This is a genomic window from Pseudoalteromonas sp. S16_S37 (genome assembly GCF_014694405.1).
Classification (GTDB): Bacteria; Pseudomonadota; Gammaproteobacteria; order Enterobacterales; family Alteromonadaceae; genus Pseudoalteromonas.
Genome location: NZ_JAAUWV010000056.1, coordinates 1 through 20,913 on the forward strand (window position 1 = coordinate 1; position 20,913 = coordinate 20,913).

Here is a 20,913-nt window from a genome sequence, read left to right on the forward strand (position 1 = left end):
GCTTTAATTTGCTCTAATGATGTTGTGGTATTCATTGATCACACCTTAGTTGTTTAGGTTGCAATCAAGTATGCCGGATGGTTTTTACTTATTTGCGCTATCTTGCCGTAAGGTCACCAAGTGTTGCCACTGCAAAGGCAAGTTTTTTAAGTTCCATTATTTACTTCTTCCAAATAGTTGGGGAGGGCGTATTCTAATGGGAACGAAAGATAATGCAATAAAACAGCCTCAAGCAAAGAGGCTGTTTTGTAAATAAGCGTAACTAGCGACACAAGGCAGCATGGTTGTATCATACACTATCATCAACTAAGCTCACTGGTTTACAATATCAGGCTTGGGCGGCGAGAGGGCTCTATGCTCTGACAGTACCGCCAATTAGATGTGTAGAGTGAGGTAAAAAAATGTTTCAACCAGTTATTATTGCAGGTGGCGTAGGTACGCGCCTTTGGCCGCTATCTAGAGAAAAATACCCTAAGCAATTCCTCACGCTAACTGACTCAAAACACTCGCTATTTCAGGACTCCCTGCTGCGTTTGCAAGGACTGTCACACGAAAATCCTTTGGTTATTTGTAATGAAGAACACCGTTTTATTACAGCAGAACAACTTCGGCAAATTGACCAGGTGAATGCGCAGATCTTGCTGGAGCCCGAAGGACGCAATACCGCACCGGCCATTACACTTGCCGCTTTAAAAGCGCTTGAAAAAGGCCTAGACCCCGTTTTATTAGTATTGGCTGCGGATCATGTTATAGCTGATACAGCGGCATTTCATCAAGCCATTGAGCAGGCCTGTATATTAGCTAACAATAATCACCTGGTCACTTTTGGCATCGTTCCCATGCATCCCCATACTGGCTATGGTTATATAAAATGTGGACAAGCTCAGTTGCCTTATGGGTATCGGGTTGATAGCTTCGTTGAAAAACCCAACTCAGAACTTGCCCAACATTACCTTGATAGCGACAAATATTACTGGAACAGCGGTATGTTTATGTTTAAGGCAAGCCGATACCTTGAAGAACTGAAACTATATCAGCGCGATATTTACTCGGCATGTAAAAAGGCTATGAATGAGCAAAGGCCTGATCTAGATTTTATTCGGATAGACCAAGAGGCATTTTGTGCATGCCCAAATGATTCGATAGATTACGCGGTGATGGAACATACTAAACACGCTGTGGTTGTACCATTGGATGCGAAGTGGAATGATATTGGGGAATTTGCTGCATTATGGGATGTAGCGCAAAGAGATGAGCACGGAAATGTTACGAAAGGTGATGTGAAAGCACTCGATACGCAAGACACCTTGATACTAAACGAAGATAAGCTCGTGGCGACAATTGGTGTGCAAAACTTAGTGATCATTAACACCAAGGATGCGTTATTGGTGGCACATAAAGAGCACACGCAAAAGGTCAAAGAGATAGCCAATCAGTTGCAAACTGAAAATCGGCCTGAAGCGAGTACTCATCGTGAAGTTTATCGTCCGTGGGGAAAATACGAAGCAGTTGACCAAGGGAAGCGCTTTTTGGTTAAGCGGATCACGGTAAAGCCTGGCGGTAAATTATCAAAACAGATGCATCATCACAGAGCAGAGCATTGGGTTGTAGTTGCTGGTACAGCGAAAGTAATGATAGGAGGTGAGGAGAAATATATAACGGAAAATGAATCAGTTTATATTCCAATTGCGCAGGTTCATTCGTTAGAAAACGCAGGTAAAGTCAATTTGGAGTTAATCGAAGTTCAATCTGGCTCTTACCTAGGAGAAGATGATATTGTGCGCTTTGAAGACAAATATGGTCGCAACTAATATCTATTCAAATCATGTCATTGCTCATAGTGGTGTTGCATTTGGTACTAGTGGAGCTAGGGGGTTAGTAACACAATTTACACCGCAAGTTTGTGGCGCTTTTACTTTAGCCTTTGTTGCAATATGTAGGGACAAACCACATAAAGTAGCTATTGCAATGGACAATCGGCCTAGTAGTCCAGATATTGTTAAAGCCTGCGTAGCGGCGCTTAAAGCCATTGATATAGAAGTAGAGTTTTATGGTGTAGTGCCAACACCCGCATTGGCGTATGCTGCGCAACAAAAAAAAATACCAGCAATCATGGTAACTGGTAGTCACATACCTTTTGAACGCAATGGCATCAAGTTTTATTCTACGGCAGGAGAAATATCCAAAGTTGATGAGCAGTTGATCATCAATGTGCTGGTTCCGCTTCCTAAATTCCAGCTCGCGAGTCTTCCAACGATAAACCAAGATGCACAAAAGCAGTACATAAATCGGTACATCGATTTTTTCCCAAGCAATATTTTACAAGGCAAGCGTGTTGGAATATATCTGCACTCCAGCGCTGGTCGGTATATGTATGAACCTATTTTTAGCGCATTAGGTGCCGAGGTTGTTGTATTTGGACACAGTGACGATTTTATTGCAATCGACACCGAAGCCGTCAGTGACGACGACAGACAAAATGCGAAAATTTGGTCTGAAGAGTTAATGTTAGATGCTTTATTTACCACAGATGGCGATGGCGATAGGCCGCTGCTTGCGGATGAAAAAGGTGAGTATATCGCAGGAGATATACTGGGTTTGCTAGCCGCTCAATATCTTGAAATCAAAAGCATCGCAATGCCGATTAATTGTAATACGCAGATCGAAAGTTGCGGTATTTTTAAACATCTTATTCGTACGAAAATCGGTTCTCCTTATGTGATTGCTGCACTCAATGAATTGGCAAATAGCAGCACACAGTTTGCGGGGTTTGAGGCCAATGGCGGCTTTTTATTAGGCAGTGATTGTACTAAAAATAATGTGACAATTGATAGGTTAATGACCAGAGATGCCGTACTTCCTGTACTTTGCGCATTAGCTTTGAGTCAAGTTAAATCATTAAGCCAAGTTGTCGATTTTTCCAAACGATTTACTTACAGCGATAGAGATCAAAATATAGATAAACAAGTTGCACATACAATTATTCAGCTTGGACTAAAGTCTCCGTATAAGCTATTGAATAGCTTATGCGTGGAACATACGGGTATCCTCAAAATTGACGATACCGATGGATTGAGAATAACGCTCGACAATGATGATATTATTCACCTTCGTCCTTCAGGGAATGCGCCTGAACTTAGGTGTTATGCTGAAAGCTCCAGTTTGGATAAAGCCAAAATTTTGGTGAAGCGCACGTTAACAAAAGTAGCTGCTGTGGATTTAAAGCAGCTAGAGCCTAACAGATAAAGGTGGCTCTCAATTCTCAAGACTTTCGGGTTCTGTATTGTACCAGTTCATAGTCAAACTCGTCAGGGTAAACGATTAAACCATCCTGTTCGGGTACTGGAAATACAGCAATAGCCAACTCGTCATCTGCTAAGCCATCGGTCCATTTAGCATGCCATTTTTTAAGACTGATAGCTTGTGGCTCGCATGCTTGCCAGTCATCCGTAGCCCAAAGCTGAGCAAACTCTCTATTTGGCCAAATGGGAACGCAATCTTCATTATCAGTGTTGAGCATCACGCAGCCGTGTTCATCGGTCAGGATCCAGATTTGTTCGCTTTTAGTTACTTCTTTGAGTAAATACTTATAGCGTTGTGCATTATCGTTGCTTAACAACGCTTTAATTCGGTCGGGACTAATAGGTGTATCCATAAATTATCCGTGGTTATTCTTGCCAGAGTAGGTTAGCTCATCTTAACGCAAGTTTTTTCTATATAATACCGCCTTGCAATCACCCAAAGGATCTTTATGGATATACTCTTTAACAAAGCACATCCCTAGTTTTTTCATTATGGCGATAGAGGCTAGGTTATCTGGTAAGGCTGTGGCGCTAAAAGAGTGAATTGCCAAGTTCGAAGCCAAGGTGTGCGCTATATGATTAGCCGCTTCACTCGCATAGCCTTTACCCCAAGTGCATTGTTTAAAACGCCAGCCTAGCTCTAAGTCACTGTCAACACGTTCATTATTAAAAAAGCCCATCGGACGCACCAATATCCAGCCAATAAATTGGCCGGTTTCGGCAATATTCACCTGCCATAAACCCCAACCTTGTTGTACGTTGGTGAATGCTTTTAGGCGTGGAATAAATGTATTATTAATGTCGTCCATAGTATTCGGTACCCCGCCATTGATGTATTTCATCACTGCAGGGTCTTGATCTAGTTCAAAAAGTAAGTGAGCATCGTTTTCATTCATTAAGCGATAGCTTAAGCGTTCTGAGTTAGCGATAGTCATTTTTTCTCCGTTACTGCTTTTAAGTTTGAATTTTATTACAATACGCGCCCAGTCTAATTGAGGGTGTTCAGTGAACAATTCCGTATTGGCATTACGCCAACAGCAAATAGCCGCTGCAAAGCGTGAGTACAAGGCCAGAGGGTCAAAGCTAAGCCGTTGTGAAGCATGTTTATTAGCGCAAAGCTTGTGTATCTGCGATGGCATTAAAGTGGCAGATGATTGTCAAAGCGCAGTGTGCTTATTAATGTACCATAATGAAAGCTTCAAGCCATCCAATACTGGACGATTAATTGCGGATATTATTCCAGATAATCATGCATTTAGATGGGATAGAACCGAGCCTGATGCGGCGCTCATTGAGCTGCTGAATAACCCGATTTATCAGCCTATCGTAGTGTTTCCAGCGGATAATGTAGAACCTGAGCGTGTTATCACACAAGTTACTAGGCTATCAAATAAAGTGCCTTTGTATCTTTTTTTAGACGGTACTTGGCGAGAAGCCAAAAAGATGTTTAGAAAAAGCCCTTATCTCGATAGTCTGCCTGTGTTATCAGTCTCTCCAGAATCGTTATCTGATTACAAGCTTCGTGTTGCACCGCATGCACATCAGCTTGGTACTGCAGAAGTTGCATGCGTTGTATTAGAACAAAATGGTGAACTTCAAGCTGCACAAAGGCTTACTCAGCATTTTATTGATTTCAGAGATGCGTATTTGAAAGGAAAGCGGCAAAAAGGGTAGTGTTTTTTAAGGTTAAAGAAAGAAGCGCGACTCAATGAGTCGCGCTGACGGAATCTTTTATAGCGTCCTGCTATGTTGAATTATCAACTCCTAATACGTCAAGTTCCTTGGTTTCGCTTGGCGTTCTGTTGGTGCGAAATCTAGCATCCTGCTAATGTCCTATTCATCCTTGCAGCTCCGTGCGCTCCCTCCATTGAAAACAGCTTCCAGCTGTATCTCCTTGCCAAATTCCTTTTGAATCCATTTTGAGCCCTGTGGCTCTAATCCTAATTACGTTCTTTCCTAGAACATAATTTTCCTCTGTGCTTCCTACACTCTGATATGCTAGTCCGTAGCAAATCCTTAATGCGTCACTGCGGAATAAGACGTCCGAATATGTCTATTCCAAAACACAATCCGCTGTGCGTCCATTTGCCTTCCATTGCGCTTACAATCTAGTAAACAATGTGCTCATTCCGTTTAATCAGCTTGCTAAAACCGATGTCATCCTGAACTTGTTTTAAAGTATAGAGCAATCGGGACGCTCGAACAGCGACTAAAATGTTTATGAATTTGTTCGAAACGATTTGTTATGATGTAAAAGTTAATAATTACAATTACTTATATTTTATTTGGTGGTATAAACAGCAGTCAGTTCCTTCATATCCCTGTGCTTAGTGAGACATATCTCACATATAAATTCTACTCTTTCGCTTTTGTAAGCAAAGATGCAGATGATTAGTATTTGCTTTGGGGTGTATAATGCAGTGATAAAGGTTAGAATTGCCCGAATAAGAATAAACGTAAAATTGGAGCTTGATTATGAAGCGATTACTCGCTGCTGTGTGTGCCTCGTTACTATGTACCCCCGCTGTTGCTAATGAAGAAGTAAATATTTACTCATTTCGTCAACCTTTTCTAATTCAGCCAATTTTAGATAAGTTTACAGCCCAAACTGGTATCAAAACTAATGTGGTTTTTGCCAAAAAGGGCTTGATCGAGAGAGTTAAAAGAGAAGGTCAGCATAGCCGCGCAGACCTAGTATTAACCTCCAACTTTAGCGCGCTCATGCAATTAGAAGAGCTTGAGCTGACGCAGCCTATAAACAGTGAAAAAGTGAATAATAACATTCCATCTGCATTTAGAGATCCTAAGGGTGAGTGGGTTGCTTTGACTAAAAGGGTTCGTAATGTTTATTCATCAAAAGAGCGTTTAGGTGAGCTGAAGTCGCTAACTTATGAAGAGCTTGCTGATCCTAAATATCAGGGGAAAATTTGTACGCGTTCAGGTAAACATCCGTATAACTTAGGTCTTGTTGCTTCGATGGTTGCACATCATGGTGAAGAAAATACCAAAAAATGGTTATTGGGCGTTAAAGCAAACTTGGCACGTAAACCACAGGGTAACGACCGTGCTCAAGTAAAAGCTGTGAAAGAAGGGTTGTGTGATTTAGCGCTAGGCAACAGCTATTACTTCGGAAAAATGCTAACAGATGACAAGCAAAAAGCTTGGGCTGAGTCGGTATATATTAACTTTCCTAACCAAAAAGACCGAGGTTCTCATTTAAACGTCTCTGGTGTAGTAATGACTAAATACGCCAAAAATGCAGGCAATGCGCTGAAATTAATTGAGTTTATGAGCAGCGATGAAGCGCAAAGTATGTACGCATCGGTGAATATGGAATACCCAGTAAAGCCAGGCGTTGAGTTATCTCCACTGGTTGCATCTTGGGGTAAGTTCAAAGAAGACAGCTTGCCGCTGGTCGAGATTGCGAAATATCGTCCGGTGGCACTTAAATTAATTGATGAAGTAAAATTCGATCTGTAATTTAAGGGGCTGATGTTTGTCTAGATGGCAACTGGCTGCTTGGTCGATAGGTGTATGCCTATCGGCACCGCTGGCCTTTTTAATTTTTGAATCATTACAAGGTGACTCAGAGGTGTTCTCGCATCTTTGGGAAACCGTGCTCTGGGATTATGTTAGCAATACCTTGCTATTAATCTTAGGCGTTTTGATACTCAGTTGTATCATTGCACTGCCGCTTGGTTGGTTAGCCGCATACTGCCAGTTTCCGGGAAAACGTTTTTTTGAGTGGGCGCTAATGTTACCGCTGGCTATGCCAACTTATATCATTGCTTATATTTACACCGACTTACTTGATTACGCAGGGCCCATTCAAGTTCAATTAAGAGCTTGGTTTGACTGGCAATCTCACAATGATTATTGGTTTTTTGATATACGTACTTTACCTGGGGCAGCGGTAATGATTGCCTTGGTGCTCTATCCATATCTGTATTTGATATTTAAAACCGCTTTGCGAGAGCAGTCATTTAAACTGGTTCAAGCCAGTCAGCTGATGGGGCAAAGCCCAGTACAGAGCTTTTTCAAGGTTAGTCTACCAATGGCTCGCGGCGCTGTGGTGGCTGCACTGGCTTTGATCAGCATGGAAACCATGGCTGATTTTGCCACTGTTCACTATTTTGCAGTCAGTACGCTTACTACGGCAGTATATGATACTTGGCTGGGATATTATTCGCTGACGGCAGCGGCGAAAATATCAGGCATCATGTTGTTGTTTTTGTTTATCTCACTAGCGTTAGAGCGCATGAGTAGAAAAAACAGTGTTGTTCATGAGCGTCAAACCAGTGTTAATGACGAGGCGCTTTATACCCTTAACGGTAAACCAGCCTTGTTTGCAACGCTTTATTGCGTATTAGTGTTGTTCTTTGCTTTTGCACTACCAGTTGGCGTTTTACTTGGCTATGCCATTGATTATTTTGAGCAAGCTTGGAGCAGTGAGTTTTTTGTATACGCTTGGCAAAGCTTAAAGATTGCTTTGTGGGTAAGTGCAATTGCTGTGGTGATGAGTTTAATCGTGGTTTTTTACCAACGAATTGGCGAGCATAGCGGTAAATATATACCGGGTAAGTTTGCCAGCACAGGGTATGCGTTACCAGGTACGGTACTCGCTATCGCGGTGCTTTTACCTTTAACCTTGCTTGATAACAAACTTAACGAGTGGTTTGCTCAGAGCAGTTTTGAACCCGGTTTACTGCTAAGTGGTAGTATTTTTGCGATGATATTCGCATATATTGTGCGTTTTTACGCGATTGCTCACGGTGCTGTTGAAGCAAGCTATGTACGCATTAGTCCATCTTTGGATATGGCAAGCCAAAGCATGGGGAAAAACCTGTTACAAACCTTGAGCCTAGTGCATTTCCCAATATTAAAAAGGGGGATATTGACCGCCGCGCTTTTAGTCTTTATCGAATGTATGAAGGAATTGCCAGCCGCTTTGTTATTGCGCCCTTTTAATTACGAAACATTAGCAACCCATGTATTTCAATATGTGAGTGATGAGCAGTTGGAATTGGCATCTATCTCAGCACTGTTTATTGTTATGGTCGGTTTGGTCCCGTTATATATTGTCAATCGTTCAATGGAACAGCATAGCCAATGAGTAGTCTCATCCTAGAAAAAGTATCGTATCAATATCAACAACAAAATGTGATAAATGGGCTAGATCTCACCGTTGCTCATAACGAAATCGTTTGTCTTCTAGGTGCCAGTGGCTGTGGAAAAACAACGACATTAAAAGCCATTGCGGGTTTAATTAAGCCACAACGTGGGCGGATTGTTATCCATGGGCAATGCATGAGCAACGAGCAACTGTTTGTTGCTCCACAGCATCGTAATATAGGTATGATGTTTCAAGACTACGCCTTATTCCCACATTTAAATGTGGCTCAAAATATTGCATTTGGTTTATCAAAATTGCCAAAGAGAGAACGTCAGATACGTGTGGCTCAGATGGTGGAACTTGTCAGGCTTGAAGGCTTAGAAAAACGCTTTGTGCACGAACTTTCAGGAGGGCAGCAGCAACGTGTTGCGATAGCAAGAGCTTTGGCTTATAAACCAAACTTATTATTACTGGACGAACCATTTTCTAATATTGATACTCAAGTGCGTTTTCAATTGATCAATGACATTCGCGGTATCATTAAAGATCAGCAAGTCTCAGCCATTTTTGTTAGTCATTCAAAGGATGAAGCGTTTGCATTTGCTGATAAACTGGCCATCATGCATGAGGGCAAAATTGCACAATTAGATAGTGCTCAGGCTTTATTTCAAAAACCAAGCAACAAAGCGGTTGCTGAGTTTTTAGGTCGAGGGATCTATCTTGATGCCAATCGACTGAACGGTCAAAGTGTTATTACTAAATTTGGCCAAGTCAGCTCGGTTGTTGCCTTGCCTGACACACAAGACAAAGGACAAATCTATGTGCGTCCACAGCATTTAGAACTTGTCAATTCACCCTCTGGTGAAGTGGAAATTTTACAACAAAGGTTCATTGGGACGGATTACGTCTATCATATAAAGGTGGACGATCAACAACTTGAAGTTCCTGCACCTGCCGAGCAATTATTAGATACAACTAAACCTGTCTCTTTAAAAATTAAGGCACATGCGGTAAATTTCTTTTCTTAACACCAGATGAATAAAAGGAACGAGCATGGCGCAAGCACAATCAGGGGTCTGTGCTGAAGCAAACCTACACGGGCTGCATCTATTTTTTAATGTACTAGAAGGTCAAGATGAAGCCGTTCGTGCTGCGCTAGCCAATTGTGAACGTTTGCAAAATGAATTGAGCGATCGGTTCTCTGAATCTATGGTATCCAGCTTTGTTGCGATAGGTGCGCAGTATTGGCCACATATCTACCCTGAGTTTATTCCTGAGCAACTTAAGAGCTTTCCTAATGTGACTAGCTCTGAGCATGTTATTCATTATCAGCCGTTCGATCTTTTATATGTGATCCGCTCAGATAGAGAGGATGTTAATTACCTCTTCGCGCAAAGTGTTTTGCATATGCTGGCGCCCAGTGTTGAGTTAGTTGCGCATGTACGAGGTTTTCGGTTTTTAGATGGACGTGACTTCAATGGTTTTGTCTATGGTGCGAATGCCCCTCATGGGCGTTTTAAGCGCCAAGTCGCACTGATAAATAATCCGCAAAAATTAGACGACCAAGGAAGTTACTTGCACGTGATGCGCGTGAAGTTTGATATCGATGCTTGGCAGCGTTTGCCATTGGTAGAGCAAGAGCAGATCATGGGACGTACACGTCTAGATAATACCTTGCTTGAGCCTATTCAACCGGATAGTCATGCAACATTAACTGAATTAAAAGATGACCAAGGGCAGGCATTGTTGCTAGATCAAAGCATGCCTTTTGGCGACGTTTTTGAGCAGGGGAGTCTGTGGTTAAGTTGTTCTGCAAATGGTTCGGCATTTGAGCAGGTACTGACTTCTCGGCTTGGTAATTCACAGTGCTACGATCCATTGCTGGATTACAGCCAAGCCGACATGGGGGCTGCATTTTTTGCGCCTTCTGTGCAGTTTTTAAATGATATGGCAAAATTGTGTGAACAATCAGAGTGAGCAAAAGCCTTTGCTCACTCCAACAAACTTAAACGTTATCAAATAGTGTTTTAACACGCTCTAATGTTGCGTCGATTTCTGAGATTTTTGCAGGCGCGATAAATATTGTATCGTCGCCGGCTATCGTACCTAATACACCATCGGCTGTGCCTAGTGAGTCAAGTAAGCGTGCAATTAGCTGAGCAGCACCTGGGCTGGTGCGAATGATGATCATCATTTCGTTATGCATAATATCAATAACCAGCTGACGCAAAGGGCTTTTTGCTGTTGGTACGCCCATTTCTGCTGGTAAGCAATAGACCATTTCTTGTTTGGCATTTCGGGTTCTTACAGCACCAAATTTGCTGAGCATGCGTGATACTTTACTTTGGCTGACATTATCAAACCCTTGATCTTTTAGGGCGTCAACAATTTCCCCTTGAGAACCAAAATTTTCTTCTTTTAGCAGAGCTTTAAAAGCCTTGATTAAAGCTTCTTGTTTTTCTTGTGGTTGCATAACGTTTCATTTCTTTTTAAAGCGGTTTGTTGGATTTTACACAAAACTAGCTAGTTACCCAAATTTTCGCATTTAACGTGATTGCTTATCATTAGTACAAGATGAGATTTGCTAATCGTAAAGAGTAGAGTGTGTAAAGCTTTACAACTATAGTCGAAAAAATCATGAAAATAACTCGGATTAATTTGTTTTTAGCGGCGCTTTTCATTATCTTTACAGCTCATTCAATTCCACCTTCAAATTATGGAGAATTCACATGAAAGTTGCTGTATTAGGTGCCGCTGGCGGTATCGGTCAAGCTTTATCACTTTTACTAAAAAATGGCTTGCCTGCAGGCTCTGAGCTAGCACTATACGATGTTGCACCAGTAGTTCCTGGTGTAGCGGTTGACCTTTCTCACATTCCAACTGCAGTTAAAGTTGCAGGTTTTGGTGCTGATGATTTAGACGCTGCATTAGCAGGCGCTGATATCGTACTTATTCCAGCGGGTATGCCTCGTAAACCAGGTATGGACCGTGCCGACTTATTCAACGTGAACGCTGGTATCATCAAAACGTTGGCTGAAGGTATTGTTAGAAGCTGTCCTAAAGCACTAGTGGGTGTTATCACTAACCCTGTGAACGGCACTGTACCAATCGTAGCTGAAGTATTCAAAAAAGCGGGTACTTATGAAGCTTCACGCGTATTCGGTGTAACAACGCTTGATGTTATTCGTTCAGAAGCATTTGTTGCTGAGCTTAAAGGTGTTGATGTATCACAAGTGAAAGTACCAGTAATCGGTGGTCACTCAGGTACAACTATCCTACCTCTACTTTCTCAAGTTCCAGGTGTAACTTTCACAGATGAAGAAGTAGCAGCACTAACACCACGTATTCAAAATGCAGGTACTGAAGTAGTTAACGCTAAAGAGGGTGGCGGTTCTGCGACACTTTCAATGGGTGCAGCAGCAGCTCGTTTCTGCTTCTCTTTAGTTAAAGGTCTACAAGGCGAGAGCAACGTAGTAGATTATGCATACGTTGCTGTTGAGAATGGCGATGCGCCTTACTTTGCACATCCAGTGCGTCTTGGCCTAAACGGTGTAGAAGAAATCCTACCTTACGGCGAGCTAAGTGCATTCGAGCAAAAAGCCAAAGAAGATATGCTTGAAACATTGAAAAAAGACATCCAAGAAGGTGTTGACTTCATGGCAAAATAAGCCATTAAGTAATTGAAAAGCCCGCTGATTGCGGGCTTTTTTATGCCTATAAAAAAGGCCCCAACAGAGGCCATTTTTATAATAGGGTTTAAATTAGTTATTCATCGCCAATCTTAGTTCTCGATTGCGTTCTAATTGCGTAAGCAAGTCTTTAGCAATCGGCTTAAATGCCGCTAACTGATCTTGCGGTAACGACTCTGATTTAGGCAGCTCTACTGTTTTTGGATTACGATGTACCCCATTAACTAAGAACTCATAATGTAAGTGCGCGCCGGTTACACGACCTGTAGCGCCCACAGTACCTATCTTTTGGCCTTGCTTCACTTTTTGACCTGTTTTAACCATGCGTTTGTTTAAGTGCAGGTACTTTGTTACGTACTTGCTGCCATGCTGAATGAATACGTAGTTGCCGTTTAGTCGGTTATAACTTGATTTAATAACCTTACCATTACCAGAGGCAACAACTGGCGTGCCTGTGCGTGCGGAATAGTCAATACCTCTGTGCGCTGTAACTCTGCCTGTTACAGGGTGTTTACGGCGAGGATTAAAGCTAGAGCTAATATATTTGAAGTTAACCGGTGCGCGTAAAAACGCTTTTTTCATGCTGCGTCCTTCTGGCGTATAAAAATTGCCATCAGTATGACGAATGGCGCTGTAGCGCTCACCTTGGTTGATAAATTCCGCAGCGATAATTTTGCCTGTGCCAATTTCTTCACCATCTACAAAATGAGACTCATAAATGATAGAAAAGCTATCTCCTTTGCGAATATCATTGGCAAAGTCAACGTCCCAGCCAAAGATATCCGCAAAGTTCATGATCTGGCGCTCAGACAGCCCAGATGTGATCCCCGCAGTCCAAAAACTTGAAGAGATCTCGCCGCCAGCAGACTTAGCAACCGTTTCAATTTCTTTACTTTTGATAGCCGTGTCATAGCTATCGTCTTGGTTTAGTGTAACAAACAAGGTATCTGTTTTAGATAGTACGTATTTAAGTTGAGCTAGTTTGCCGTCTTTATCTTTTGCAAAGCTTAGTACTTCACCAGGGTGAATTTTGGTAAGCTTACGCGTCTCTTCATTGGTATTAACCAGCTGGTGCAATGTTTGTGCTGAAAAACCCGCTCTTTTAAAAATAATAGCGAGGTTGTCGCCAGCTTTAACTTCATGATCAATAAAACTATATTCTACTTTTTTTGTCTCACTAGGCGTGTCAGCGGCATTTAACTCAGTCAGGTGCTCTGTTTTTTCACTGACTTTTACAGGTAACTCATATCGTTTACCTACTTCTAATGCATTTTTATCGTGATCTTTAGATGCGGTTGCTTTTTCTGAAGGCCATAGCGCAACGATCATCATTAATGAGATGAGACTAATAATAAGCAGTTTGTGTTTTTTAGGGAGCTTATACACCACGTCAACCATAAGGCGCCTTTTCTGCTGTCAAGATTTTTACTGATAATATTGCAGGATATACGCAATAAAGCAGCAATACCAGTATTTTGTGCATTTAAACTCGCGTCAATATAGGCTAGAATCGGGCGATAAACTGAATATTTGGAGCGATGAATGGTGGACTTTGAAACTGCATTTGCAGAGATAAAACGCGGTGCAGAAGAAATTCTTATAGAAGATGACTTAAAAGAAAAACTCAAATCAGGTAAAAAGCTCAAGATTAAAGCGGGTTTTGATCCAACAGCGCCTGACTTGCATTTAGGTCACACTGTTCTGATTAATAAGTTAAAGACATTTCAGGATTTTGGTCATGAAGTCATTTTCCTTATTGGTGATTTCACCGGCATGATAGGTGACCCAACAGGAAAAAATGTTACCCGTAAACCTTTAACCAAAGAAGATGTTCTTGCTAACGCTGAAACCTATAAAGAACAAGTCTTTAAAATTTTAGACCCAGCCAAAACAACAGTAGCATTTAACTCTACTTGGATGGAAAAATTAGGCAGTGCTGGGATGATCAAGCTAGCAGCACGTCAAACTGTCGCTCGTATGCTTGAACGTGATGATTTTAAAAAGCGTTATGCAGGTGGCCAGTCAATTGCGATTCATGAGTTCTTGTATCCGTTAGTTCAAGGTTGGGATTCAGTAGCACTTGAGGCGGATGTAGAGCTGGGTGGTACAGATCAGCGCTTTAACCTTCTCATGGGGCGTGAATTACAAAAAGAAGAAGGACAGAGACCGCAAACCGTATTGATGATGCCTCTGCTTGAAGGTACTGACGGTGTGCAAAAAATGTCGAAATCTTTGGGTAATTATATCGGCATTACTGACGCACCTAACGATATGTTTGGCAAGGTAATGTCTATCTCTGATGATTTGATGTGGCGTTATTATGAGTTGTTAAGTGCGCTTTCATTAGAAGAAATTGCTGCTTTGAAAGAGCAAGTTGCAGGTGGCCGTAACCCTCGTGATATCAAGATCGAGCTTGCAAAAGAGATGATCGCGCGTTTTCATAGTGCCGATGACGCAGAAGCTGCACATCAAGACTTTATCAACCGCTTCCAGAAAAACGCACTGCCTGACGATATTCCTGAAGTTACCATCACCATTGATGAGCCTACAACGTTTATCACAAACCTTCTTAAGGATGCAGGATTAGTAGGAAGTACTTCAGAAGCGATACGTATGATCAAACAGGGTGCCGTAAAGTTAAATGGTGAAGACAAAATCACCGATAGCAAAATGGCCGTTGAGAAAGGCAGTACAGCCATTTATCAAGTTGGTAAACGTAAGTTTGCGAAAGTGACGGTAAACTAACTGTCTAGGCATACTCAGCAAAGTATAAATTAGCTAGCGCCAGTCGCTGGCTTTTTACTTTATGAAACTAAATTTTTAAGAATGTTGCGCTTAATAAGTAGGTTAGCCAGCAAAGTGCTAAGACCAAAAAGAAAAACACTCTGATCCTATTTAGTAAGTTGAGCAACGAATCGATATCACTGGGCTCTGGATGGCGTTCAATACCCAGTCTCATCTTCTCAAAGCGATCACCAAGGTAGAAGCATGGGCCGCCAAGTTGTACTTTTAAGTTTGCAGCAAATAATGACAAAACCCAGCCACTATTTTTTTGATAAAAGTAACGTGCATAGTGTTTTAGGTAATGCATGACCTTTTTTACGTGTAACGGCATCGCAACCAGCAAAACAAAAGCTCTTATTGGGAGCCACTCGATAATATAAATACTGCTTTTCAATGTACTCATGAAGCGACTATTTGGCTTTATTTCGCTACGCCATGCATGATCGCATAACAGCAAAAGCTTATAAGTTAAAGCCGCCAATGGTCCTAACAATAAGTAGAATATGATTATCATATAATAATGTCTTACGGTTGTTAGGCTGGTACTGTCGATACAGGCTTTGCTAATACCTACGCTTGATAGTTTCTCTACATCTCTGGCAACGATGTTACTAAGTAGTTGCCTTGCAGTGGATTTTTGTCCTTGCTTGAGTAGGGTGGCTATGCGTTTAGCCCGTATGGTTACTCTTGTATCTAAGCATAGATACAGCACAATTCCTCCTAACCAATTTGGGTAATAGGCAAACTGGGCGATGGCAAAACATAAAATGATGACAGTTAAAGAAGGTAACAAAAATGCGAGTGTGCCACTTAAATGCTGGTACCCCCCGGGCGCAGTGCTTCTGTAGACGCGTTTAGCTATTGCTTTAAAAACCAAAGATAAGATGGTGTTAGGATGATAGCTGTTAAGCAGCGGAACAGAGTGTGCAGCAGCGAGTGATAAAATAAAGATGAGCAAGCCCTGCTGGGCTTGCATAAACTCTAAAAGCATCTTACAGCTTAGTGTCTACTAACTTTTCAAGTAGCGCAGTGACTAATTTTGAAGAGTTAACAGAAGCAACCTCTAAGTACTCTTCAAAAGATTGCGGAGATTCTTTACCTGCGATATCCGATAAAGAACGAATAACCACAAATGGAGTATCAAGTACGTGACAAGTTTGCGCTATTGCTGCACCTTCCATTTCAACGGCCAGCATTGTCGGAAAATCAGCACGTGCTTTTTCAATACGAACTGGGTCACACATAAACGAGTCACCGGTACAAATTAAGCCAGTCATTGTTTGTGTGTCAGCAAGGCTTGCTACACTTTGCTTTGCTGCTTCAATTAATGTTGGATGCGCTTTAAAGCCAGCTGGCATTTGGGGTACTTGACCGATTTCGTAGCCAAATGCAGTTACATCTACGTCATGATGTTTTACTTCATCTGAAATAACCACATCACCGACATTTAAACTCGGCTCAAAACCACCTGCAGAACCCGTATTGATCACACAATCAGGTTGAAAGTTATCAATGAGTAGGGTTGTCGCTACAGTCGCTGCTACTTTACCAATGCCTGACTGTACAAGTGTAACAGTGTGGCCAGCTAATTCGCCTGTGTAAAACGTGAAACCACCTTTAGTGAGCTGTTGTTTGTTTTGAATTGCCTCACGCAAGATGGCAACTTCAGGCTCCATTGCGCCAATAATACCGATTTTCATGATATAAATTCCTAAAAAAACTTGCCCAGTAGTATACCTGAGCAAGCCATAAATGCGAGTTTCATTCACTTTATTACAGACATAGAAAAAGCAGGCATTTGCCTGCTTCTTATGCGAAATATAAAGATTATATTTCCGCCAACTGTGTCGATTGCGCTTTGGCTTGAGACGGTGAAAGCACCGCCGGCTTTTCTGTGCGATTGCGAGTTCTAATTGGTGTTTTGGCGGTTTTACCAAGTTTAAAAAGAATCGCGCTACGCACTTCAGAAGACTTGTAGCCCGCTTTTACTTTCATTCTAATGTGAGGGATCCCAGCAGACTCAAGCGCACCACTGACAAACCAATCGCGCTGTGCCTTGTGACCGCTTTTATTGGCGTTATTTACCAAATCAACTGCGGCCATGATTTTTAAAGTATCTTTATCAACAAGTACATAGTCTAATTGTTTATTTTTAGCTTTGATTAATGCCGCTCTGCGCGCTTTATCTGACAGGCCAGGTTTACACTCAATTAAGTCTATGAGTTTGACACGACTCACAATTTTGAATCTATCACCCACAGCTCTTTCTAATAAAGTGAGAAACGAAGCTTCTACATTACTAAAAACAGACTCTTTTTTGTTAAATGGATAAGGATTTCCCCCTGCATCGGTATACTTAGCTGCAACGACAGAGGCAATGACCACCAGAGCTAATATTGATAATAAAGCAAATTCCATAAAACACTCCAACGACAATTTGACAATTTATAGTTATGTAAGCAAATGTCGTGCCCGTTTGGAGTGTTATTTGGATTATTTTATATTTGGTAACCTTGAGGTAAGCCTTTCACTGCGTAAGCTACTGCATCGTGCGCATGTAATGACTCATAATGGTTAATTTTAATGTAGTAATCTTGATAGTGCGACATCTCAAATAGCGCTTTAAGTTTTCTTGCAGCATCTTCACAAAACATTAAGTTTTGACCGTTTAGTCGAGCAAACTCTTGCTCATCTTCACGTTTAACAGCCGCTTGAACGGGGGTTTTGAGTTCATTTTCAGTACTGTTAATGAGGGCTAAAATGTCAAACTCTTGACTATCCGATGGCACCTTCACTTTGATATTGGCGATGCTCCGCTGAGAGTGTGGTGTTGCCACAATACCTTGTGTGCTTCCAAGCCAGTCATGTACTTGTTCAAAGCTAAGTTGCTGTTGTGCAAATTGCTCAGTAAACGCTTTTTGAATAAGTTGTCTTGCTAAGGCGGCAGAACAAGGGCAAGTTGATGAGTAGGTAACATCTACGGCAACTTCTAGTTGATAGTGGCCCTCGATTAAACTTGCTGTAATAGTCACAGGGTAGCTTTTCCAACCTTGTTTACCACTTAATAAAGAAGGACGACGCAGTGGTAATTCAAAATGTATTACAACTTTAGCTGCATTACTTAAATCTTGATGACTAGCGACAAAGCTTTCTAATACTTGCTTGAGCGTAGTTGGAGTGAGCGTTTGTTCACAAGACAAGGTATCTAAAGCCAAAAATAAGCGAGACATATGAATACCTTTGGCTTGCTCGTTATGCAAGTTTACAAAAGCGTCAGCTTTGGCTGTGACTGTGGTGTCGGATAATCCTTTACTTGAAAATAACAGGGGTAACTCAATGTTGCCCATACCGACCCAATCTAAAGTTCCGGTTTGCAAGGCTTCAGCTGTGTCAGCAATATCTGGCATTATGGTTTGCATCTAAACCCTCATAGTCACGACAATTAAAAGCGGGCATATTACACTATAAATGGACGAGTTGCCCCTATAAGAATTGCTTTAACATGACAGAAATATGTATTTTGTGCATAAGTTATTACAGTCTTAATTGCGTCAGTATTAACAAAAAGGATTATTCGCATCTTGGTGTTGCTTGCGTATAATATGCGGATAAATTGGGTATATGGTTACTATGACAGAATCTTCTTTTGGCCCGTGGGCTCGTGTATTAGCAAATTTAGTCAGTAAATATGGTGCAAAGCCTGCCAGCTTTATGTGCTATTTTTTCATCTTGTTAGTCGCACTCATTTTATCTTGTATGTTTTACTATGTTGCGTTGGGTGAAATAAAAATAGTCGATGTACTGGCTGTTATGTTTTTTTCCGCGGTGACTTCTCCTATTCTGATATCGATTATGATCCGCTCAATTCACCAACTGGAAGACTCTAAGAGCTATCTTGAGTCAGCAACTCAACAAGAAAAACTCCTCAACCAAACATTAAAAGATAATATCAATCGCCTAAATAATGAGATTGATGAGCGTAAAATGGCATTGCATGCTAAGCATCGAGCCATTGAAGAGTTACGTAAAGAAATTGCAGAAAGAAAGAAGACCCAGCAAGAGCTTGCACAACAAGGCATGCTATTGCGTTCCATCGTGGACTCATCACCTGACTTATTTTACTACCGTGATGAAAATGGGGTGTTTGCTGGTTGCAACAAAATGTTCGAGCTAGTCATTGGTAAGCCCAGTGAGGAACTCATTGGCCGCTCAGTAGAACAAATCTATCCGCAAAGTTATTTACCTGAAGTCCTGCGCACAGATACTGAAGTATCCACAACCCATAAACCTATCACGTTAGACGTCGAATACCCCGTTAACGACGAAAATCGTTGGTTTGAAATGCGCAAACTTCCCTTTATTACCGATGATGGTAAGTACATAGGTTTGTTAGCGTTTGGTCGAGATATTACAAGTCGTAAAGAAGCTGAACAGGCTCTAGAGACTGCGTACAAAGACAAAGGCAAGTTTATCGCGACCTTAAGCCATGAGCTGCGTACCCCCTTGAACGGCATAGTCGGTTTAACACGTATGTTATTGGACACTGAGTTGTCTCAACAGCAAAAGAGCTGGTGTAACACCATCTTTTCTAGCGCTGAAACGCTCGGCAATATTTTTAACGACATTATCGACTTAGATAAGATTGATCGTGAGCAGTTAGACATAGCGACAGACAGTATTAATGTTTCAGACTTTATCAATGATGTGGTGAACTTTGCCGGTTTGATAGCTGATCAAAAAGGACTCGAGTTTACCATTAATCGCTCAGGGGTTTTGGATGTCTACGCATTGTTAGACCCAACGCGTTTAAGGCAAGTGCTGTGGAACTTAATTAATAATGCCGTTAAATTTACGCATCGAGGCAGTGTTACGCTCGAATGTAAGCGAGAAAATAGAGAATCAGGACCTTGGTTAAATATTAGTGTCATTGACACTGGCGTTGGGATCCCAAGCGATCAACAAGAACGTATTTTTGACATGTACTATAAAGCCCCTGATTTGACGGGCGCTAATGCGATAGGTTCGGGAATTGGCTTGGCTGTTACTAAAGCGTTAGTGCACGCAATGAAGGGCTGCATTCGAGTTAGTAGTATTGAAGGGCAGGGGAGTCGATTTGATGTGGAAATTCCACTGACTTTGTGTAGTGCACCAAAACAACAAAGTTATGCTGGGCGCAGTCTATATATTTTGTTAGTTGAGGATGTGCCATTAAATGCGGAGATAGCGACTAACTTATTGGAGCAGCGCGGGCATGAAGTAATATGGGCTGAGACCGGTGAAGATGCCTTGTCTTTAGTTGCCACTGAAGATGATTTAGATCTTATCTTACTTGATATGCAGCTACCTGATATTAACGGTGACCAAGTTGCCAGAGAAATTCGTGCCGACAGCCATTTTGATAATCTTCCTATTGTCGCATTAACTGCTAACGTGCGTAGCGCAGAGCAAGAGTTAGAAGGTATTAGTATTCAAGGGGCTTTGGCTAAACCAATAAATACAACTCGCTTAGATAAAATGTTAGCAGAGTTATTTGGCATAGATGCCAAGCAAGCTGGTGCGAAAGAGTTTCTCGAAGGTATCACTTTCAGTGAACAGCAGAGACATGAATTAGATATAGATACAATAACAGATTTCATCGACTCTATGGGTGGAGAAGCTTTCGAGCGTAGTGTCACTTTATTTAAAACGCTCAACCCTAAATATTGTGCTGAACTACGTCAATCTTTAAGCAATGACGACATTGATGAGTATGCGTCCGTTGCACATAAACTTAAAGGCGCTGCAGGCTCTGTAGGATTACATCAAGTTCAGTTACATACCAAAAAGATGGAATTGGAAGCACATCAGCACAGAGTTGAAATTTTAACGCAGTGGATAAATGAATTAGAAGTCAAAATTGCAGATGGGATAGTTTTATTGGAACAAACTCTAAGTCTGTTAGGGATAAAGAATAACGGCAAATAAAATAAGGGGCCAACTAGCCCCTTATCCAATAATTGCAAAACTCCCTGAAACCATTGCTTTA

General features: G+C 41.6%; 18 protein-coding genes. 10 read left to right on the top strand and 8 right to left on the bottom strand.

Translation table 11 applies throughout. The features are described from left to right. Positions 1–401 precede the first annotated feature (401 nt). Both HC733_RS18250 and HC733_RS18255 read left to right on the top strand, forming a co-directional pair. Positions 402–1,811 (top strand): mannose-1-phosphate guanylyltransferase/mannose-6-phosphate isomerase, encoded by a 1,410-nt coding sequence (locus HC733_RS18250; RefSeq protein ID WP_190366439.1) that lies wholly within the window; start codon positions 402–404, stop codon positions 1,809–1,811. Beyond that, on the top strand, positions 1,798–3,246 hold the full coding sequence (locus tag HC733_RS18255; RefSeq protein WP_190366440.1) for a phosphomannomutase: 1,449 nt from the start codon (positions 1,798–1,800) through the stop codon (positions 3,244–3,246). Before HC733_RS18250 ends, HC733_RS18255 begins: the two co-directional genes overlap by 14 nt. Positions 3,247–3,262: 16 nt before the next feature. Here the strand turns inward: HC733_RS18255 and HC733_RS18260 are convergent, their stop codons facing one another. Beyond that, positions 3,263–3,655 (bottom strand): DUF2750 domain-containing protein, encoded by a 393-nt coding sequence (locus HC733_RS18260; RefSeq protein ID WP_190366441.1) that lies wholly within the window; start codon positions 3,653–3,655, stop codon positions 3,263–3,265. 42 nt (positions 3,656–3,697) lie between these two features. Continuing rightward, the gene (locus HC733_RS18265; RefSeq protein WP_190366442.1) at positions 3,698–4,237 is read right to left on the bottom strand and encodes a GNAT family N-acetyltransferase; all 540 of its coding nucleotides are present in this window, start codon (positions 4,235–4,237) and stop codon (positions 3,698–3,700) included. A 70-nt stretch (positions 4,238–4,307) separates the two neighbouring features. On the opposite strand from HC733_RS18265, the gene HC733_RS18270 reads away from it, so the two are divergent. From HC733_RS18270 to HC733_RS18290, 5 genes are all read left to right on the top strand, one after another. Continuing rightward, complete coding sequence (locus HC733_RS18270) at positions 4,308–4,976, top strand: DTW domain-containing protein (RefSeq protein ID WP_190366443.1); 669 nt, start codon at positions 4,308–4,310, stop codon at positions 4,974–4,976. A gap of 801 nt (positions 4,977–5,777) precedes the next feature. Further along, positions 5,778–6,782, top strand: a complete 1,005-nt coding sequence (locus HC733_RS18275) for a Fe(3+) ABC transporter substrate-binding protein (protein ID WP_190366444.1) — start codon at positions 5,778–5,780, stop codon at positions 6,780–6,782. A gap of 16 nt (positions 6,783–6,798) precedes the next feature. After that, a complete protein-coding gene (locus tag HC733_RS18280) occupies positions 6,799–8,415 on the top strand; it encodes an ABC transporter permease (protein ID WP_190366445.1) in 1,617 nt (538 codons plus the stop codon). Then, entirely contained in the window at positions 8,412–9,443 is a 1,032-nt protein-coding gene (locus tag HC733_RS18285) for an ABC transporter ATP-binding protein (protein ID WP_190366446.1), read from the top strand. The genes HC733_RS18280 and HC733_RS18285 overlap by 4 nt, the downstream gene beginning before the upstream one ends. A 25-nt stretch (positions 9,444–9,468) precedes the next feature. Continuing rightward, complete coding sequence (locus tag HC733_RS18290) at positions 9,469–10,392, top strand: Dyp-type peroxidase (protein WP_190366447.1); 924 nt, start codon at positions 9,469–9,471, stop codon at positions 10,390–10,392. A gap of 28 nt (positions 10,393–10,420) precedes the next feature. Here the strand turns inward: HC733_RS18290 and argR are convergent, their stop codons facing one another. Continuing rightward, positions 10,421–10,888: a transcriptional regulator ArgR gene (argR, locus tag HC733_RS18295; protein ID WP_190366448.1), complete on the bottom strand. Its 468-nt coding sequence runs from the start codon at positions 10,886–10,888 to the stop codon at positions 10,421–10,423. A gap of 256 nt (positions 10,889–11,144) precedes the next feature. On the opposite strand from argR, the gene mdh reads away from it, so the two are divergent. Then, positions 11,145–12,083: a malate dehydrogenase gene (gene mdh / locus HC733_RS18300; RefSeq protein WP_190366449.1), complete on the top strand. Its 939-nt coding sequence runs from the start codon at positions 11,145–11,147 to the stop codon at positions 12,081–12,083. Between the two features lie 93 nt (positions 12,084–12,176). Here mdh and HC733_RS18305 read toward each other — a convergent pair whose 3' ends face one another. Continuing rightward, positions 12,177–13,502: a peptidoglycan DD-metalloendopeptidase family protein gene (locus HC733_RS18305; RefSeq protein ID WP_190366450.1), complete on the bottom strand. Its 1,326-nt coding sequence runs from the start codon at positions 13,500–13,502 to the stop codon at positions 12,177–12,179. Between the two features lie 147 nt (positions 13,503–13,649). Between HC733_RS18305 and tyrS the strand changes: the two genes are divergently transcribed. Next, positions 13,650–14,849, top strand: coding sequence for a tyrosine--tRNA ligase (gene tyrS, locus HC733_RS18310; protein ID WP_190366462.1), 1,200 nt, complete (start codon positions 13,650–13,652; stop codon positions 14,847–14,849). Between the two features lie 67 nt (positions 14,850–14,916). Here the strand turns inward: tyrS and HC733_RS18315 are convergent, their stop codons facing one another. The 4 genes from HC733_RS18315 to folE2 form a co-directional block, all read right to left on the bottom strand. After that, complete coding sequence (locus tag HC733_RS18315; protein ID WP_238937615.1) at positions 14,917–15,879, bottom strand: cobalamin biosynthesis protein CobD/CbiB; 963 nt, start codon at positions 15,877–15,879, stop codon at positions 14,917–14,919. Position 15,880: 1 nt separating this feature from the next. Beyond that, positions 15,881–16,588: a 5'-methylthioadenosine/S-adenosylhomocysteine nucleosidase gene (gene mtnN, locus HC733_RS18320; RefSeq protein ID WP_190366451.1), complete on the bottom strand. Its 708-nt coding sequence runs from the start codon at positions 16,586–16,588 to the stop codon at positions 15,881–15,883. Between the two features lie 127 nt (positions 16,589–16,715). Beyond that, positions 16,716–17,306, bottom strand: a complete 591-nt coding sequence (locus HC733_RS18325; protein WP_190366452.1) for a DUF2726 domain-containing protein — start codon at positions 17,304–17,306, stop codon at positions 16,716–16,718. 80 nt (positions 17,307–17,386) lie between these two features. Beyond that, entirely contained in the window at positions 17,387–18,307 is a 921-nt protein-coding gene (gene folE2 / locus HC733_RS18330) for a GTP cyclohydrolase FolE2 (RefSeq protein ID WP_190366453.1), read from the bottom strand. Positions 18,308–18,518: 211 nt separating this feature from the next. Here folE2 and arcB point away from each other — a divergent pair, with 211 nt between their 5' ends. Then, entirely contained in the window at positions 18,519–20,852 is a 2,334-nt protein-coding gene (arcB, locus tag HC733_RS18335; RefSeq protein WP_190366454.1) for an aerobic respiration two-component sensor histidine kinase ArcB, read from the top strand. Positions 20,853–20,913: the final 61 nt, after the last annotated feature.

Coding starts and splice junctions, on each gene's coding strand:
- HC733_RS18250 (WP_190366439.1), top strand. CDS start 402: ATGTTTCAACCAGTTATTATTGCAGGTGGCGTAGGTACGCGCCTTTGG.
- HC733_RS18255 (WP_190366440.1), top strand. CDS start 1,798: ATGGTCGCAACTAATATCTATTCAAATCATGTCATTGCTCATAGTGGT.
- HC733_RS18260 (WP_190366441.1), bottom strand. CDS start 3,655: ATGGATACACCTATTAGTCCCGACCGAATTAAAGCGTTGTTAAGCAAC.
- HC733_RS18265 (WP_190366442.1), bottom strand. CDS start 4,237: ATGACTATCGCTAACTCAGAACGCTTAAGCTATCGCTTAATGAATGAA.
- HC733_RS18275 (WP_190366444.1), top strand. CDS start 5,778: ATGAAGCGATTACTCGCTGCTGTGTGTGCCTCGTTACTATGTACCCCC.
- HC733_RS18285 (WP_190366446.1), top strand. CDS start 8,412: ATGAGTAGTCTCATCCTAGAAAAAGTATCGTATCAATATCAACAACAA.
- HC733_RS18290 (WP_190366447.1), top strand. CDS start 9,469: ATGGCGCAAGCACAATCAGGGGTCTGTGCTGAAGCAAACCTACACGGG.
- argR (WP_190366448.1), bottom strand. CDS start 10,888: ATGCAACCACAAGAAAAACAAGAAGCTTTAATCAAGGCTTTTAAAGCT.
- mdh (WP_190366449.1), top strand. CDS start 11,145: ATGAAAGTTGCTGTATTAGGTGCCGCTGGCGGTATCGGTCAAGCTTTA.
- HC733_RS18305 (WP_190366450.1), bottom strand. CDS start 13,502: ATGGTTGACGTGGTGTATAAGCTCCCTAAAAAACACAAACTGCTTATT.
- HC733_RS18315 (WP_238937615.1), bottom strand. CDS start 15,879: ATGCTTTTAGAGTTTATGCAAGCCCAGCAGGGCTTGCTCATCTTTATT.
- mtnN (WP_190366451.1), bottom strand. CDS start 16,588: ATGAAAATCGGTATTATTGGCGCAATGGAGCCTGAAGTTGCCATCTTG.
- HC733_RS18325 (WP_190366452.1), bottom strand. CDS start 17,306: ATGGAATTTGCTTTATTATCAATATTAGCTCTGGTGGTCATTGCCTCT.
- folE2 (WP_190366453.1), bottom strand. CDS start 18,307: ATGCAAACCATAATGCCAGATATTGCTGACACAGCTGAAGCCTTGCAA.
- arcB (WP_190366454.1), top strand. CDS start 18,519: ATGACAGAATCTTCTTTTGGCCCGTGGGCTCGTGTATTAGCAAATTTA.